This is a genomic window from Alkalimonas amylolytica, from assembly GCF_900107845.1.
Taxonomy (GTDB): Bacteria; Pseudomonadota; Gammaproteobacteria; order Enterobacterales; family Alteromonadaceae; genus Alkalimonas; species Alkalimonas amylolytica.
The window spans coordinates 1-16,704 of sequence record NZ_FNRM01000003.1; the positions used below are offsets into that span (position 1 = coordinate 1).

The window sequence follows — 16,704 nt, forward strand, 5'->3', positions numbered from 1 at the left end:
AAAGCTAAAAATCTGTCTGCATTTTCAAGTTGATCAGGGTTTTGTTTCTCTGATGGGGTTAACGTCAGGTCTCTGGCACGCGTTTCAGGCGGGTTAACAATACCGACTACAATCATTGGCGGCATTTGCTCGAATTTTGCTAAATAATCTATCGTACCGGCCGTATGTGGGCCCTGAATGTCGCCATCGGTCAGGTATAACACCGGATAGTGCTCCTGACTATTCTGATAACTCCATGGCAAATAAATCACCAAATTACGCTTTTCGCCAAGCACAGCACTGTCAATCACCGGTTCTTGTAATACCGGCAAGCGTGCAGCAGCCCAGCTATTCCAGTGGCTTCCCAGTATGAGCAGCAATAATCCATATATTATTTTTTTCATTGTTTTCCCTTAATTTTATAACGCTACTCGTAGCTAGATTGCAGAACGATTTTAGCGCTAACGCCCAAAGCAGCCGCGCGCTGTTTCAGCGTCGGCTGGCTTTGTTTGTTAAATAGCGCTTCCTAATTTCTGATAATGCTATAGAAGCTACAGCACTAGCTAATACAGCGATAATAATGCCCAGTAGTTTACCCATTTCTCCGTCGGTACTTCCAAATGATCTTTCATGTCCCTCGACAGTAAAACCATAAGGAACGAAGAAAACGAGATAACCCATCGTAGCTAGAAGCATAAAATATGGATTTGAAATTCTAACTATCATCCATGCATATCCTAAAGCCACAATAAATCCAACAATAAAAAGGATCGTCATACTGGAAGTTACACCTATGTTGATTGCTATTTAACAGCTTAATAGTTTGGAAAATCCCTTCTTTCCCCGCGGGATTTTCCCTTCTATCTTTTTTCGATTGCATAAATCTAGCGAACTACCTGCGCCAAATCAACAACTTCATAACGAAGGTGTAAATTTTTATTGCAAAAAGCAGGGGTTTTCCCTGCAAGCAACTTGCTTACAATAAATTCACTGACTACTGTTTATTTATACATGCTTATTTTTGAGGTTCGTGCAATGGCTTCACCATTTCTTGATCACGTAGCAGAGTTTATGACGGTTCGGCGTTATGCCAGGCGCACGGTGGATACTTACATTTATTGGATCCGCTTCTACATTCTGTTTAGTAAAAAGCAGCACCCTGCCAAGCTGAGTGATGCTGATGTCGAGCTGTTTTTAAACTATTTAGCCAATCAGCGCCATGTGGCGCCTCGGGCTCAGGCAACGGCTTTAAATGCACTTAGTTTTTTGTACAGCAAGGTGCTGCAAAAGCCGCTGTCGCTTAACCTTGAGTTTAACCGCTCTCAGGTGAGCCCTAAGCTTCCGGTGGTGCTAACCCGGCCTGAGGTTGCTGCACTTTTACGGCTGATCGACCCAAAGTACAAATTAATTGCGCAACTGATGTATGGCAGCGGTTTGCGTTTAATGGAGGCTGTTCGGCTGCGGGTGCAGGACATTGATTACGATTATCTGTCGGTGATGGTTTGGCAGGGGAAAGGCAACAAAAACCGCCGGGTCACACTTGCACCCGAATTGGTCACAAGCCTGAAGCAGCAAGCTCAGCATGTGATGCAGTATTTTCAGGCAGATCTGGCGAACCCTGTGTATGCAGGGGTCTGGCTTCCCTTTGCACTAGCACGCAAAAACCCGAGCGCTCCCAAGCAACTTGGCTGGCATTACTTGTTTCCGTCGATAAAACTCAGCCTGGATCCCGAGTCAAAATGCATTCGTCGGCATCATCTGGATGAATCCTGTGTACGGCGTGAAATCAAAATCGCCGCCCGCAAAGCGGAAATTCGTAAAAATGTTACTTGCCACACCCTCCGCCATTCATTCGCCACCCACTTGCTAGAATCCGGTGCCGATATCCGCACCGTGCAAGAGCAGCTGGGCCATACCGATGTACGCACCACACAAATTTATACCCATGTGCTCAATCATGGTGCCAGCGGTGTGAAAAGCCCGTTATCGCAGTTGCTGTAATTAAAAAAAGGCGCCAAAGCGCCTTTAGTGATTCAAATACCCAGCGTTAAAAACAATCCCCAGGTACCCGCACCCAGCCTTCCATCAGCACCCGGGCGCTGCGGCTCATGCTGGCTTTGGTCACCACCCAATCGCCGTTTTGCTGTTCGGCGGCGGCCCCTACCCGTAGTGTACCGGAGGGATGGCCAAAGCGCACCGCATCGAGCTTACCGCCCCCGGCGGCCAGGTTGACCAAAGTGCCTGGAATGGCCGCGGCGGTGCCAATGGCAACAGCCGCGGTGCCCATCATGGCATGGTGCAGTTTGCCCATGGACAGCGCCCGTACCAGCAAGTCGATATCCGCTGTGGTGACGTCTTTGCCGCTGGACGAGACATAAGCTTTAGCCGGTGCGACATAAGCCACTTTCGGCGTGTGCTGGCGGTTGGCTGCTTCGCTAATATCGCTGATCAATCCCATTTTTACCGCGCCATAGGCGCGAATGGTTTCAAAACGAGCCAGAGCTTCAGGGCTTTCATTGATAGCTTCCTGCAATTCGGTGCCGTTGTAACCAATATCTTCGGCATTCAGGAAAATGGTCGGAATACCCGCATTGATAAAGGTGGCCGGGAAACTGCCGACCCCGGGTACCTCCAGCGTATCGACCAGATTACCGGTTGGGAACATGGCGCCGCTGGCATCGGCCGGGTCCATAAAATCGATCAGCACTTCGGCGGCTGGGAAGGTGACCCCATCCAGTTCGAAGTCACCGGTTTCCTGCACTTGGCCGCTTGTGATCGGCACATGAGCAATAATGGTTTTGCCAATATTGGCCTGCCAAATACGCACCGTGCAAAGACCATCGCGCGGAATGCGGCTGGCTTCCACCAGCCCATTGCTGATGGCAAACGAGCCTACCGCGGCCGTTAAGTTGCCGCAGTTGCCGCTCCAGTCAATAAAGGGCTTATCGATGGCGACCTGACCAAACAGATAATCGACATCGTGCTCCGGCTGGCTGCTTTTGCTTAAAATTACCGTTTTGCTGGTACTCGACGTTGCCCCGCCCATGCCATCGGTGTGTTTGCCGTAGGGGTCCGGGCTGCCAATCACCCGCAGCAGCAGAGCATCCCGGGCCGCGCCGGGTACCCTCGCCGGCTCTGGCAAATCGTCCAGCTTAAAAAACACCCCTTTCGAGGTTCCGCCACGCATATAGGTGGCTGGAATACGGATCTGTGGTTGAAACATCTGTGTCACCTATTCAAATTGTCACAGTTCGAGTTCGTCCGAGGGGACACCCTGTTTTGCTCACCGCACAACTCACTTACGCTAACGCGTGCGTTCAAACAGTCTGCGGCGACAAAACAGGATGTCCCCTCTCCCGTAGTGAGATCCAGTTGCTTAACTCGCCTGACCTTCCAAAAAGTCCTTGGCAAAGCGCTGCAAGACGCCACCGGCCTCGTAAATCGACACTTCTTCGGCGGTATCCAGCCGACAGCGGACCGGTACCTCAAGCTCGTCACCGTTTTTGCGGTGAATAACCAAAGTCAAGGTTGCCCCCGGCGTGCGCTCACCGCACACATCAAAGGTTTCGGTGCCATCGATTTGCAGCGTGTGACGGGTGGTGCCCGCTTCAAATTCCAGCGGCAGCACGCCCATGCCAATCAGGTTGGTGCGGTGAATGCGCTCAAAGCCTTCGGCGGCAATGGCTTCCACCCCGGCCAGGCGCACGCCTTTAGCGGCCCAGTCGCGCGACGAGCCCTGACCATAATCGGCCCCGGCGATGATGATCAGCGGCTGCTTGCGCGCCATGTAGGTCTCAATGGCTTCCCACATCCGGGTCACTTTGCCTTCTGGTTCAATCCGCGCCAAAGAGCCCTGCTTCACCTTGCCATTTTCCTGCACCATTTCATTAAACAGCTTGGGGTTGGCAAAGGTGGCGCGCTGCGCTGTTAAGTGATCGCCGCGATGGGTGGCGTAAGAGTTAAAGTCTTCTTCCGGCACGCCCATGCTGGCCAGGTACTCACCGGCGGCGCTGTCGAGCATAATGGCGTTGGACGGCGACAAATGATCGGTGGTGATGTTGTCCCCCAACACCGCCAGCGGACGCATGCCTTTTAATGGCCGCTCACCTGCCAGGGCGCCTTCCCAATACGGTGGGCGGCGAATGTAGGTGCTTTGTGGCCGCCAGTCGTACAAGGGGCTCAGCTGTTCGCCGTAATCAACGCTGATATCAAACATCGGCTCGTAGACTTTCTTAAACTGCTCTGGCTTGACCGCCGCTTTTACCGCCGCATCAATTTCTTCGTCGCTTGGCCAGATGTCTTTTAAGGTAATGGGCTTGCCTTCACTATCCAACCCCAGCACGTCTTTTTCGATATCAAAGCGGATGGTACCGGCAATGGCGTAGGCCACCACCAAAGGTGGCGAGGCCAAAAAGGCCTGCTTGGCATACGGGTGAATGCGGCCATCGAAATTGCGGTTGCCCGAAAGCACAGCCGTGGCGTACAGATCGCGCTCCACCACTTCTTGTTGGATCACCGGATCCAAAGCACCGCTCATGCCATTGCAGGTGGTGCAGGCAAAGCCGACAATACCAAAGCCTTGCTGCTCCAGCTCGCTAAGTAATTTGGCTTCTTCCAGGTACAGCTGCACGGCTTTGGAGCCAGGCGCCAGCGATGTTTTCACCCAGGGCTTACGGCTTAAACCTTTGCGGTTGGCATTGCGGGCCAGTAAGCCGGCGGCAATCACGTTGCGCGGGTTGCTGGTATTGGTGCAGCTGGTAATGGCAGCGATGATGACAGCGCCATCCGGCATCTTGCCTTCTTCCATCTGGTAGGCACCGGCAATGCCGCGCGCCGCCAAATCACTGGTATTGAGCCGGGCATGCGGGTTGGATGGCCCAGCCATGGTGCGGCCAATGCTGGATAAGTCAAAGCGCAGCACCCGCTCGTAACGGGCAGTTTTCAGGCTTTCAGACCAAAGTCCCGTGGTTTTGGCGTAGGTTTCCACCAGTTTCACCTGCTCTGGCTCACGGCCGGTCAGCGTCAGGTAATCCAGTGTTTGCTGATCGATGGAGAACATTGCTGCGGTGGCGCCGTATTCCGGCGTCATGTTGGAGATGGTAGCCCGATCGCCCAGGCTCAGGCTATCGGCGCCTTCGCCAAAGAACTCCAGGTAGCTGGATACCACTTTTTCTTTGCGCAAAAACTCGGTCAGTGCCAGCACCAGATCGGTGGCCATCACACCTGGCTGGGCTTTGCCCACCAGCTCAACGCCAATGATATCCGGCAGCCGCATCCAGGACGCACGGCCCAGCATCACGCTTTCCGCTTCCAGGCCGCCCACCCCAATGGCAATCACGCCGAGCGCATCCACATGCGGCGTATGGCTGTCGGTACCCACCAGCGTATCCGGGAAAGCCACGCCATCTTTCGCATGAATAACCGGCGACATCCGCTCCAGATTGATCTGGTGCATGATGCCGTTGCCCGGTGGGATCACATCGACGTTTTTAAAGGCTTTTTTGGTCCAGTTGATAAAGTGGAAGCGATCGTCGTTGCGCCGGTCTTCAATGGCGCGGTTTTTGGCAAAGGCATCTTTTTCAAAACCGGCGTGCTCAACGGCCAGCGAGTGATCGACAATCAGCTGGGTTGGCACCACTGGGTTCACTTTGGACGGATCGCCGCCTTGCTCGGCAATGGCATCGCGCAAGCCGGCTAAATCCACCAGCGCAGTCTGGCCCAGGATGTCGTGACAGACCACCCGGGCCGGATACCAGGGGAAATCCAGATCGTTCTTTCGTTCAATCAATTGGCGCAAGGCGTCGGTCAGCATGGCTGGATCGCAGCGCCGCACCAGGTTTTCTGCCAACACCCGCGAGGTGTATGGCAGCGTATCGTAGGCACCAGGGGCGATGTCTTCAACCGCCGCGCGGGCGTCGAAGTAGTCCAGTTGGGTGCCTGGCAGTGGTTTACGGTAATTGGTATTCATCAGCGTACCCGGTCGTTGTTGGTGAAATCAGGCAGCGAAGGGGCTTGTCCCTCCCCTTCGCTGTGGTTTGTCTGGCTGTTTGCTTCGCTCAGAGCTTAGAACTCAGCGCTTAGCGCTCGGCCAGTGGCGGTACCGGCCGTGGCGCTGGCCCGGTGTAGTCGGCACTTGGGCGAATAATACGGTTGTTGGCGCGTTGCTCTTTCACATGCGCTGTCCAGCCGGTCACCCGTGACATCACAAAAATCGGGGTAAACAGCTTGGTCGGAATGCCCATAAAATGGTAGGCCGAGGCATGGAAGAAATCGGCGTTGCAGAACAGTTTTTTCTCGCGCCACATCACTGCTTCACAGCGCACCGATACATCGTACAAACGGCTGTCGCCGTATTCTGCGGCCAGTTTTTCCGACCATTGTTTGATGATGGCGTTGCGCGGATCTTTTTCGCGGTACACCGCATGGCCAAAACCCATGATTTTCTCTTTGCGCTCCAGCATACCTAACAAGGTTTGCTCGGCTTCGTCCGGACTTTGCATGTTTTCAATCAGCTCCATCGCTGCTTCGTTAGCACCGCCATGCAGTGGGCCACGCAAAGAGCCAATGGCGCCGGTGACGCAGGAATGAATGTCCGACAGCGTGGACGCACAAACCCTGGCGGTAAAGGTAGAGGCATTGAACTCGTGCTCGGCATACAGAATCAACGATGCATGCATTACTTTTTCGTGCAGCGGGCTTGGCTTTTTATCGTGCAGCATATGCAAAAAATGCGCACCAATGGAGTCGTCGTCGGTGTCGGTTTCTACCCGCACGCCGTCGTGGCTAAAGCGGTACCAGTACACCACAATGGCCGGGAATAAGGCCAGCATGCGTTCGATGTGCTGATCGGCCTGACTGAAGTCGGTTTCCGTTTCCAGGTTGCCCAGCATGGAGCAGCCGGTGCGCATCACATCCATCGGGTGGGCGCTGGCCGGAATGCGCTCCAGCACGTCTTTGACTGCCTGTGGCAATGTGCGCAGCTGCTTCAGCCTGGCTTTGTATTCTGCCAGTTGGCCGGCATTTGGCAACTCGCCATGGGCCAGCAGGTACGCCACTTCTTCAAACTCGGCCACAGCGGCCAGCTCAGAGATATCGTAGCCATAGTAGGTTAAACCGGAGCCGGATTGCCCCACGGTGCACAAAGCGGTTTGCCCTGCCACTTGTCCGCGCAGACCTGCGCCACCTAAAGCTTTATCGACCATGATTGTTGTCCTCTTGTTCTGTTGATTTAAAAAGGTTTTGCTTTTTTAGTTGCTGCGCTATGTAAGCTCGACAAGGCCGGCTGGCAATTCTGTTGGCACAGCCAGAGGATGTCTGACTGAGCGCTCGCGCGAAGGAGTTGCTATGGCGAGCACAACAGAGATTGGCAGACGGTCTATAACTCAGCAACTACTTCTTCTGGCTAAACAGCTGATCCAGCTTTTCTTCAAAGCTGTGGTAATTCAGAAAATCGTACAGCTCCATCCGGGTTTGCATATCGTCGATCACCGCTTTCTGATCGCCCTGCTGCAAAATGTTTTCATAGATTTTCAGCGCCGCCTTGTTCATGGCACGGAAGGCACTCAGTGGGTACAACACCATGGCCACGCCCACACTGGCCAGCTCTTGCTTGTTGAATAAAGGTGTCTGGCCAAACTCGGTAATATTGGCCAGTACCGGCACATCCAGCGCCTTAGTAAAGGCCTGGTATTGCTCCAGCGTATGCACGGCTTCGGCAAAAATGGCATCGGCACCGGCGGCCTGACAGGCCAGAGCCCGTTCAATGGCAGCATCCACGCCTTGTTGTGCTAAGGCATCGGTGCGCGCCATAATAAAGAACTGCTCGTCGCTGCGGGCATCGACCGCGGCTTTCACCCGGTCGACCATTTCGTCCAGCGACACGATTTCTTTGTTCGGCCGGTGGCCGCAGCGCTTTTGCGCCACCTGATCTTCAATGTGAAAGCCTGCCGCGCCGGCACGGGTCATTTCTTTCACGGTACGGGCAATGTTAAAAGCCCCACCCCAGCCGGTATCGGCATCCACCAACAACGGCACTTCGGTCGCGCCGGTAATGCGGCGGATGTCTTCGCACACATCGTTCAGCGAGGTCATGCCCAAATCCGGCAAGCCAAAGGATGCATTGGCGACACCGGCACCGGATAAATACAACGCTTTGTGGCCAACCCGCTCGGCCATCATGGCGGTATAGGCATTGATGGTGCCGACCAGTTGCAAGGGCTGATTGTCGACAATCGCCTGACGCAGCCGGGCTCCGGCGCTTAAAAGAGTGCTCATGCTTGATTCCCCGTTAGTTGCAATTCAATGTTGCGCCGCGATGCACCAATATGGCGGCGCATCAGTAAATCGGCCAGTTCCCCATCGCGGTTAGCGATGGCATGAATGATGGCTTTGTGTTCATCAAAAGCCCGCGATACCCGCGGCCCGTTCATGCCTAACTGCACCCGGTACATCCGGACCAGAAAGTATAGCTCATCACATAATATGTTGATTAAATAGGGATTTTTGCTACCAAGAATAATGCGGTAATGAAAGTCCAGATCGCCGGCTTCCTGATAATAGCTCTCGCCCTCCCGCACCCGCTGGGTGCTTAGATGCTGATCCAGCAAGGCGCGTACTTCGGCAATTTCGGCGTCGGTCATTTGCTCGGCGGCCAACCGGCAGGCCAGGCCTTCCAGTTCTTCGCGCAACTGGTACAAGGCAATCAGGCCTTCTTTCGACAGGGTCACCACCCGGGCACCGGCATTAGGGATGCGTTCAATCAGATGGCAGCGCTCCAGCCGTGCCAGCGCTTCACGCAGTGGTGCCCGGCTTAAATCAAAGCGTCGTGCCAGTTCCGGCTCACTGATTTTACTGCCAGCCGGGATCTCGCCTTCGACAATAGCGCGCTGTATTTCCAACAGCACGCGATCGGCTGCTGTTACCGGCATCCGCCACATCGGGCTTTGCATCGTCATTAAACTGTCTCCACGACTGGCACGAATTGTCGACATAAAAAAACAATAATGCAGTTTTAGTGGCTTTTAAGTGCTTTGTCAAGCTTACCAAGGCATTGATTGTCGACAATAACACCAAAGTTGTAGTCTCAGCTTGCCAACCAGAGGTTTCTGCCGCAGACAGATGATCCTGGCATCCGTTTCAAGTACAATAGCCGCCCTTTACTCTTTGGCGACTCGCACCATGTCCACTGCAAAAACCTACCCGATCGTAACCCTGGCTGCAGGCCGGGAAAAAGCGCTGAAACGGCGCCATCCGTGGATTTTTTCCAAAGCCATTCATGCCGTGAAAGGCACTCCGAATGCCGGCGATACCGTGGATGTGGTCAGTTTTGACCAAAAATGGCTGTGCCGGGCAGCTTATTCGCCAAAATCGCAAATCCGCTTACGGGTCTGGACCGACCAACAGGACGAAACCATTGATCAGGCATTTTTTGAACGGCGCCTTGCACAGGCACAAGGCATGCGCAGCCTTTTGTTTTCAGGCCAGGATACCACTGGCTACCGGCTGATAGCGGCCGAGTCCGATGGACTGCCTGGCATCATCATTGACCGTTTTGCCGATGTGTTGGTGTGTCAGCTGTTATCCGCCGGAGCCGAGGCCAATCGCAAGCATCTGCTGGGCGCCTTAAAAGCCCTGTACCCCACCTGCAGCATTTACGATCGTTCCGATGTGGAAGTGCGTAAAAAAGAAGGGCTGGAGCTGAAATCCGGCTGGCTGCATCAGCCACTGGAGAGCACCGAAGTGACCATTCGTGAACATGGCATGACGGTGTTGGTGGACGTGGCTGAAGGCCATAAAACCGGTTTTTATCTGGATCAACGGGCCAACCGCCTACGCTTGCGGCAACTGGCAGCCGGCAAAAGTGTGCTGAATTGCTTTAGCTACACCGGTACTTTCGGTGTTGCTGCTCTGCTCGGCGGTGCCAGCCATGTTATTAACGTGGATGCCTCCGACAGCGCCCTGGCTCTATCCGAGCGCCAGTTGGCATTCAATGGCCTGCAACCAGAGCAAGCCAGCCATGTGAAGCAAGATGTGTTTAAGCTGCTTCGTCAGTACAAAGAAGAAGGCAAACAGTTTGATTTACTGATTTTAGATCCGCCTAAATTTGCCGAGAACAAAGGCCAGCTGATGGGCGCTTGCCGTGGCTACAAAGACATCAACCGGGTAGCGATGCAATTGGTGAAACCAGGTGGCTTGCTGCTGACTTTTTCTTGCTCCGGCCTGATGGAAGATACCTTGTTCCAAAAAGTAGTGGCCGATGCGGCGCTGGATGCCGGCCGGGACTGTCTTTTTGTTGAACGCTTGCAGCAAGATGCCGATCACCCGGTCGCCAGTTTCTACCCGGAAGGGCATTATCTGAAAGGTCTGATCTGTTACCTGGCTTAATGCTTATCAATTTATGCATCTCCTGTAAAAAAAGCTGACCTCACGTCAGCTTTTTTTACATTTAATCGCTGTCAAAAATTAATCTTCTTCGTTTTTAAATGTTTAAAAAATGGCCTGGATTATGCCTAAAAAAAAATATCAGCCTTGATTGCTGTGCGACAGTCTTAGTCTAAGCCTGTGCTGAATTATAAAAATCAGAGGATAAGTAGAATGAAAAAACTGATCTTAATCAGCTGTTTACTTGGTTTTGCTTCAGGCCTGAGTCATGCAGGTGTGATCCGCCACGATGTCGACCCGGATGAATACCTCTGGCTGGCACGTCAGCAACAATTTGACAGTGTTGGATATACCATCTTCGATGTTGCCGGGGGTGGTACCTTTATTTGCAGCGGTACCGTCATAGCAAAGAACTGGGTACTTACCGCAGGCCACTGTGTGGATGATGCGATCAGCATGACCTTCTACCTACCACAGTACAATGAAGATAGAACTTCATTAACGCACACTGCCGTTAATGCCTCATCCTGGGTTTGGCATGAGAACTGGAACGGTGACTTAGGCGCTGGCTGGGATATCGGTCTGATGTACTTTGATAACCCCTTTGATGTTGAACCGGCCAAGCTCTATACCGGCAGCAATGAAACCGGGGCTATCACCACCCATGTTGGCTACGGTGCTTCAGGTACCGGGCTCACTGGTGTGAACCAGCCAGCAGGCACTCGCCGGGCGGGTCAAAATGTGGTTGATGGCCTGGCTTCCTCTGAAGGAACCGGTCAACAATTGCTGTGGTCTGATTTTGATCACCCGAATCCAACCGCTACAGACCCTTGGGGTGACATTTACAATGACTGGGTAAATTATTGGTACAGTAACCATCCGCTTTTTGCAGGGTCTGGCGTTAGCTCTGATAATGCAGCCCTGCCGCTGGAGTACAGCATAGCGGGTGGTGATTCAGGTGGTGGTGCTTTTATTTTTGAAAACGGTGAGTGGCTATTAGCTGGAGTGCACTCTCTGGGCTGGAACATCAATGGCACCCAGCCACAGGCAGATTATGGTACCTTATTCGCATCGGTTCGCGTCAGCGATCTTACCGATTGGATATACAGCTACACTGCCACCGTGTCTACACCGGCAAGCCTTGGCATTTTTGCTTCGGGTCTATTGCTGCTTTGCTGGCGACGTCGTACCCAGCTATCTGCACGATAGCGCTCCCTCTGTTATCCCTGCCGGTCAGTGATACTGACCGGCTTTTTACCACCTGCTCATCGAATCCCCTACCTTTTCAGGGTGTTTCTGCCGTCTACTCTTTGTTATGCTAAGCAACTCGTTCATTTGACAGGAACCTGCATGAAAGCTTTATTTAGCTCATTAGCACTACTAGTAAGCCTTAGCACTCAGGCCAGCTGGCAGCTTGATAACAGCCAGTCACGACTTGATTTTGTATCACTGAAAAATGAAGTGGCTGCTGAAGTGCATCAGTTCAGCCAATTGAAAGGTCACTGGCAAGATGATGGCAGTCTGAGTATTGAAATTGCCGTGGCTGGTTTGCAAACCCATATCCCGATCCGCGATGATCGCATGTGGCAGTATTTGTTTCAACTGGATGATTACCCGCTGATTACCGCAACGGGTACCGTCAGCCCGGACGCAGTGGCTGATTTAGCCGTTGGCAGCAGCAAAAGCCTGCGGGTGCCATTGCAACTGACCATCGTTGGCCAAAGCCAGCGGGTGCAAAGTGAAGTGCTGGTCACCCGGCTTGGCGAGAGCACCATCCAGGTTCACACCCAGGCCCCTGTCATGGTGAACGGTGCTCAATTTGGTTTAACGGAAGGGTTAAATCGCTTGCGTGATCTGGCTGGCCTGCAAAGCATCAATCCAATGGTGCCGGTTACCTTCACCGTACGGTTTGAGAAGTAAACGCTGATAACAGCTAAAGTTGCAGCCTGGTAAACTCAGGCTGCCTTGCTCAGCACTCTTTCAGCGCTCTAACCACTGCGATTAATTCATATCGATAAAAGCCAGGCCCAGCTGATAACAATCGCCATTTTCCTGGCCGCAGCGCATTACTTTGGCCGTGGCATCCAGCGGCGGTATACTGTTGTTGGCCGACTCCAAGCGCACCCGGATCAAAGTGCCCATCTCCAGTGGCTCATTGATATCAACCGACATGCCTGATGCACTTAAATCACGGCAAATACCATCAATGGTGCGGCCGGCTTCCGGATCATTGATCAGCAGCTGCACATCGGCATTGACCATCATACGGTAAAAATGGCGCTTATCACTTTGGTTTAACATCACTACTCCCCCAGCTTATCCTTGCTTAATGTGTTTGTACCTGACTTACTAGTTATATAGCTTTCACCGTAGCCTGTAAAGGCGCGATTGAGCACCCCAACGGAAATAACACGTCAGGGGGCTGACGATTTTGCTTCACTGATAGCGTTTAACACCCGTTTCAGTGAAATAGGATAAGCTGTCCCCAAAGTTTGAGCGAATAGCGACACTTTTAGCTCTTCAATCATCCAACGAATGTCGCCCAACGCCTCAGGTAGGACAGCCTGCGTTTTGTACTGGCCAAGCAACGCCTGATACGCTTCTTCAGCGCGCTGGTAATCGTGCATCATCAAACGATCGCGATGTGGATCAATCGGCAATTTCTCCAGTCGTTTTTCCATCGCTTTTAAGTAACGCAGGATATCGCCAAGCCGTCCTGCACCATGCTTACTCACGAAACCTTTAAACAACAAGGTTTCCAAATGTTGTTTCACTTCCCCCTGCGCCTGCACATGCGCCAGATCCACCTTGCCTTTTAAACGCTTTTGGATCTGATGACCGAGCGACAAAATTTGCTCCACCTGCAAGGCAATGGCCAACACCCGCTCATTCAGCTCAGCCCGCACCTGTTCTTTGATACCGCTGAACTGTTGTTGGTTGTGCGGAAATTCCTGCTCGCTCAACATAGCATCCACCGCTGCCGCGATGCAGTCGTCAATCAGTTCAAGCACCTTGCCAAAGGGGTTAAAATACAGCCCAAGCTTGGCTTTGTTGGGCAAGGACTCCTGCAAGTATTTCACCGGCGATGGAATATTCAGCAAAATCAGCCGGCGTAAACCAAGCAGGCTGGTTTGCCTGGCCAAAGCAGCATGATCCAGCAGCTTGATGGCAACCGAGTCGCCTTCATCCACCAGCGCCGGATACGCCTTGATTTCATAGCCGGCTTGCAGCTGTACGTATTCACTGGGCAGCTGACCAAAGCTCCAGTCGGTGATCTGTTGCTGCTCGATATCCGGCTCGGCTACCTCGCTTAAAGTTTGCTGCACATCGCCCTGCAATTGCTGCTTCAAAAGTGCCAGCGAGCGCCCCTGCACCATCAGCTTGCCACTGGCATCGACCACCTTAAAATTCATCTGCAGATGCGCTGGCAAGGATGTCAGATCCCAGGCATCGTCGGGCACTGTGGTGCCCGACATGCGCCGTAGCTGGGCGGTCACGGCTTCCAGCAACTTGCCCTGACCTGGCTGTAACACCTGTAGCAAGGCATCGGCATAATTGGGTGCCGGAACAAACTGGCGCCGGTAATTTTTTGGCAAGGATTTAATCAGTGCCACCAACAGCTCATGCAATAGCCCTGGGATCAGCCAGTCAAAGCCCTGCTCATCAATTTGATTGAGCAGCGCCAGCGGAATAACCACACTGACACCATCGTCCGGCTCACCCGGCGCAAAGTGATAGCTCAGCGGCAGCTTCAGGTTGCCCTGGCTCCAAACGTCCGGGAACTGACCAGCGCCAATCTCATCGGCGGCACGCTTTTTAAGCGTTTCGGGATCAAAATGCAGGAAACGCTGGTCTTCTTTACGCTTTTGCTGCCACCATCTGGCAAAATCGATGCGGTTATTGGCCACCACCGGCACCCGCCCGGCGTAAAACTGCACCAGATCGTCTTCATCCACCAGAATATCGCGGCGCCGGCTTTTATCTTCCAGCGCGATGACTTCATCCAGCAGTTTGCGATTGTGGGCTAAAAAGGCTTCCTGCTGCCCCAGCTCTTCATGCACCAGGGCTTCACGAATAAAGATTTGGTGGCTGGTGGCAGCATCGATTTTGCTGTACTGCACAGGCCTTTTAGCCACAATGATCACGCCGTAGAGGCTCACCTGCTCAAAAGCAATAACAGCACCGCGTTTTTTCTGCCAGTGCGGCTCGCTGTAGCTTCGGCTTACCAGATGTTCTGCCAGCGGTTCTACCCAGTCCGGCTCTATTTTCGCCAGGCTGCGGGCATAAAGTTTGGAGGTTTCCACCCACTCGGAGGCCATCACCCATTTGGGCTTGCGCTTAAACAAATGACTGCCGGGAAAAGCATAAAAACGAGTTTGCCGTGGCCCCAGATAATCGGCCTCGGTATCTTTGCAACCTATCTGACCGAGCAGACCACTGAGCAGACTGCGGTGAATCTCCGCATAGCCAGCCGTGGCCTGATTGGCACGAAAGCCCAGTTCCTGCATCAATTGCGTTAGCTGATAAACTAAATCCTGCCATTCGCGTACCCGCAGGTAGTTGAGCAGCTCGGTTTTGCAGAGTTTACGAAACTGGTTGTTGCTAAGCTCCTCCTGCAGTTGTTGCAGGTACTGCCAAAGCTTGAGGTAACTGACAAAATCGGAGTCCTGATCGGCAAAGCGGCTGTGCAGCTCATCGGCTTTTTGCTGTTTATCCAGCGGCCGCTCCCGCGGATCCTGGATGGATAATGCCGCCACTATCACCAGCACTTCACTAAGCGCCTGTTGTTTGGGCGCTTCCAGCAGCATCCGGCCGAGCCTTGGATCTATGGGCAGGCGGGCCAGCTGTCGGCCAAGCTCGGTCATCTGTAATTCACCGGCTTTGCGCCGGGTGGCTACCGCACCCAGTTCTTCCAGCAGCTTGATGCCATCGGTAACAAACCGACTGTCTGGCCGTTGTAAAAACGGAAAGGCTTCCATGCTGCCAAGGCGCAGGGATAACATCTGCAGGATAACCGAGGCTAAATTGGTGCGCAGTATTTCCGGATCGGTGTATTCGGGCCGGCTGAGGAAATCTTCTTCGCTGTACAAGCGAATGCAGATCCCGGCCGCAACCCGGCCACAGCGGCCCTTGCGCTGGTTGGCACTGGCCTGACTGATCGGTTCAATCGGCAGCTGCTGTACTTTGGAGCGGTAACTGTAACGAGAGATGCGAGCGGTACCGGGATCGATGACATAACGGATGCCCGGCACCGTCAATGAGGTTTCGGCCACATTGGTCGCCAGCACAATGCGCCGGCCAGGGTGCGATTGAAACACCCGGTTCTGCTCGCTGGCGCTTAGTCGTGAATACAGCGGCAGGATCTCAGTGTGCGGCAACTGCAGTTTTTCAAGGGCATCGGCGGTATCACGAATTTCTCGCTCACCGTTTAAAAACACCAGAATATCGCCCGGCGGCTCGCGGTACAGCTCTTCGACCGCATCGAACAGGCCTTGCAGCTGATCGCGATCTTTATCGTCCTGCTCGCTCCTCTCATCAAAGGGCCGGTAACGCACCTCCACCGGATAGGTGCGACCAGAGACTTCAATCACCGGAGCATTCCCAAAGTGTTTGGAAAAACGCTGCGGATCAATGGTAGCCGAGGTAATAATTACTTTTAAATCCGGACGTTTCGGCAGCAACTGTTTCAGATAACCCAGCAAAAAGTCAATGTTCAGACTGCGCTCATGCGCTTCGTCAATAATCAGGGTGTCGTACTGATTTAAAAAGCGGTCCTGCTGCATCTCGGCCAGCAGTACCCCATCGGTCATCAGTTTAATGCGGGTCTGCTCTGAGGTGTGATCGCCGAAGCGGATTTTAAAACCTACCTCTTTGCCTGGCTCGACGCAAAGCTCTTCGGCAATACGATTGCTGACACTGCGCGCTGCCAGTCGCCGTGGTTGGGTATGGCCTATCATGCCCGCAACACCGCGACCAAGCTCCAGACAGATTTTCGGCAACTGGGTAGTTTTGCCCGAGCCGGTTTCACCGGCAATCACCACCAGTTGGTGTTTGGCAATGGCGGCTTTGATGTCCTCCTTTTTCGCCACCACAGGCAGCTCGGCCGGATAGTTTAGTTGCAAGGTCTGGCTGGCTCTTTGCTGGCGCTGGGCTACCGAACGCTCCAGGTCTTGGGCTATAGCCCCCTGAGCTTTGCTGCGCTTGGCTTCATCGCTGATTTTTTTCAGACCGTGCAGGCGCTTACGCAAGCGGAACTGATCTTTTTGCATGGCTAGGCCAAGCAGCCGATGCAGCTCGTTTAGCGAAAGTGGATTGGGTACAGACGTGGGTTCAGACAAAAAAACG

General features: G+C 53.4%; 13 protein-coding genes. 4 read left to right on the forward strand and 9 right to left on the reverse strand.

Going from position 1 to position 16,704, the window contains the following annotated elements; all coding sequences use genetic code 11:
* Both BLW37_RS06260 and BLW37_RS06265 read right to left on the reverse strand, forming a co-directional pair.
* Window positions 1-383, reverse strand: a 383-nt coding sequence (locus BLW37_RS06260) for an alpha/beta hydrolase-fold protein (protein ID WP_245785637.1), incomplete at its 3' end; no start/stop codon positions are given.
* 85 nt (window positions 384-468) lie between these two features.
* Window positions 469-756, reverse strand: coding sequence for a hypothetical protein (locus BLW37_RS06265; protein WP_091341116.1), 288 nt, complete (start codon window positions 754-756; stop codon window positions 469-471).
* A 258-nt stretch (window positions 757-1,014) separates the two neighbouring features.
* Between BLW37_RS06265 and BLW37_RS06270 the strand changes: the two genes are divergently transcribed.
* Window positions 1,015-1,980: an integron integrase gene (locus BLW37_RS06270; protein ID WP_091341118.1), complete on the forward strand. Its 966-nt coding sequence runs from the start codon at window positions 1,015-1,017 to the stop codon at window positions 1,978-1,980.
* A 46-nt stretch (window positions 1,981-2,026) separates the two neighbouring features.
* Here BLW37_RS06270 and prpF read toward each other — a convergent pair whose 3' ends face one another.
* From prpF to BLW37_RS06295, 5 genes are all read right to left on the reverse strand, one after another.
* Window positions 2,027-3,202, reverse strand: a complete 1,176-nt coding sequence (gene prpF, locus BLW37_RS06275) for a 2-methylaconitate cis-trans isomerase PrpF (RefSeq protein WP_091341119.1) — start codon at window positions 3,200-3,202, stop codon at window positions 2,027-2,029.
* A 153-nt stretch (window positions 3,203-3,355) separates the two neighbouring features.
* A complete protein-coding gene (gene acnD, locus BLW37_RS06280; RefSeq protein ID WP_091341121.1) occupies window positions 3,356-5,947 on the reverse strand; it encodes a Fe/S-dependent 2-methylisocitrate dehydratase AcnD in 2,592 nt (863 codons plus the stop codon).
* 109 nt (window positions 5,948-6,056) lie between these two features.
* A complete protein-coding gene (gene prpC / locus BLW37_RS06285) occupies window positions 6,057-7,181 on the reverse strand; it encodes a bifunctional 2-methylcitrate synthase/citrate synthase (RefSeq protein WP_091341123.1) in 1,125 nt (374 codons plus the stop codon).
* A gap of 187 nt (window positions 7,182-7,368) precedes the next feature.
* Window positions 7,369-8,253, reverse strand: a complete 885-nt coding sequence (gene prpB / locus BLW37_RS06290) for a methylisocitrate lyase (protein ID WP_091341125.1) — start codon at window positions 8,251-8,253, stop codon at window positions 7,369-7,371.
* On the reverse strand, window positions 8,250-8,933 hold the full coding sequence (locus BLW37_RS06295) for a GntR family transcriptional regulator (protein WP_091341127.1): 684 nt from the start codon (window positions 8,931-8,933) through the stop codon (window positions 8,250-8,252). The genes prpB and BLW37_RS06295 overlap by 4 nt, the downstream gene beginning before the upstream one ends.
* A 223-nt stretch (window positions 8,934-9,156) precedes the next feature.
* Here BLW37_RS06295 and BLW37_RS06300 point away from each other — a divergent pair, with 223 nt between their 5' ends.
* The 3 genes from BLW37_RS06300 (at window position 9,157) to BLW37_RS06310 (ending at window position 12,279) form a co-directional block, all read left to right on the forward strand.
* The gene (locus BLW37_RS06300; protein WP_091341129.1) at window positions 9,157-10,362 is read left to right on the forward strand and encodes a class I SAM-dependent methyltransferase; all 1,206 of its coding nucleotides are present in this window, start codon (window positions 9,157-9,159) and stop codon (window positions 10,360-10,362) included.
* Window positions 10,363-10,572: 210 nt separating this feature from the next.
* Complete coding sequence (locus tag BLW37_RS06305; protein ID WP_091341131.1) at window positions 10,573-11,568, forward strand: S1 family peptidase; 996 nt, start codon at window positions 10,573-10,575, stop codon at window positions 11,566-11,568.
* A gap of 141 nt (window positions 11,569-11,709) precedes the next feature.
* Window positions 11,710-12,279: a YceI family protein gene (locus tag BLW37_RS06310; protein WP_091341133.1), complete on the forward strand. Its 570-nt coding sequence runs from the start codon at window positions 11,710-11,712 to the stop codon at window positions 12,277-12,279.
* 81 nt (window positions 12,280-12,360) lie between these two features.
* On the opposite strand, the gene BLW37_RS06315 is transcribed toward BLW37_RS06310, so the two are convergent.
* Window positions 12,361-12,660: a PilZ domain-containing protein gene (locus tag BLW37_RS06315; protein ID WP_091341135.1), complete on the reverse strand. Its 300-nt coding sequence runs from the start codon at window positions 12,658-12,660 to the stop codon at window positions 12,361-12,363.
* Window positions 12,661-12,773: 113 nt separating this feature from the next.
* Window positions 12,774-16,697: an ATP-dependent RNA helicase HrpA gene (gene hrpA, locus BLW37_RS06320; RefSeq protein WP_281248649.1), complete on the reverse strand. Its 3,924-nt coding sequence runs from the start codon at window positions 16,695-16,697 to the stop codon at window positions 12,774-12,776.
* Between the last annotated feature and the right edge of the window lie 7 nt (window positions 16,698-16,704).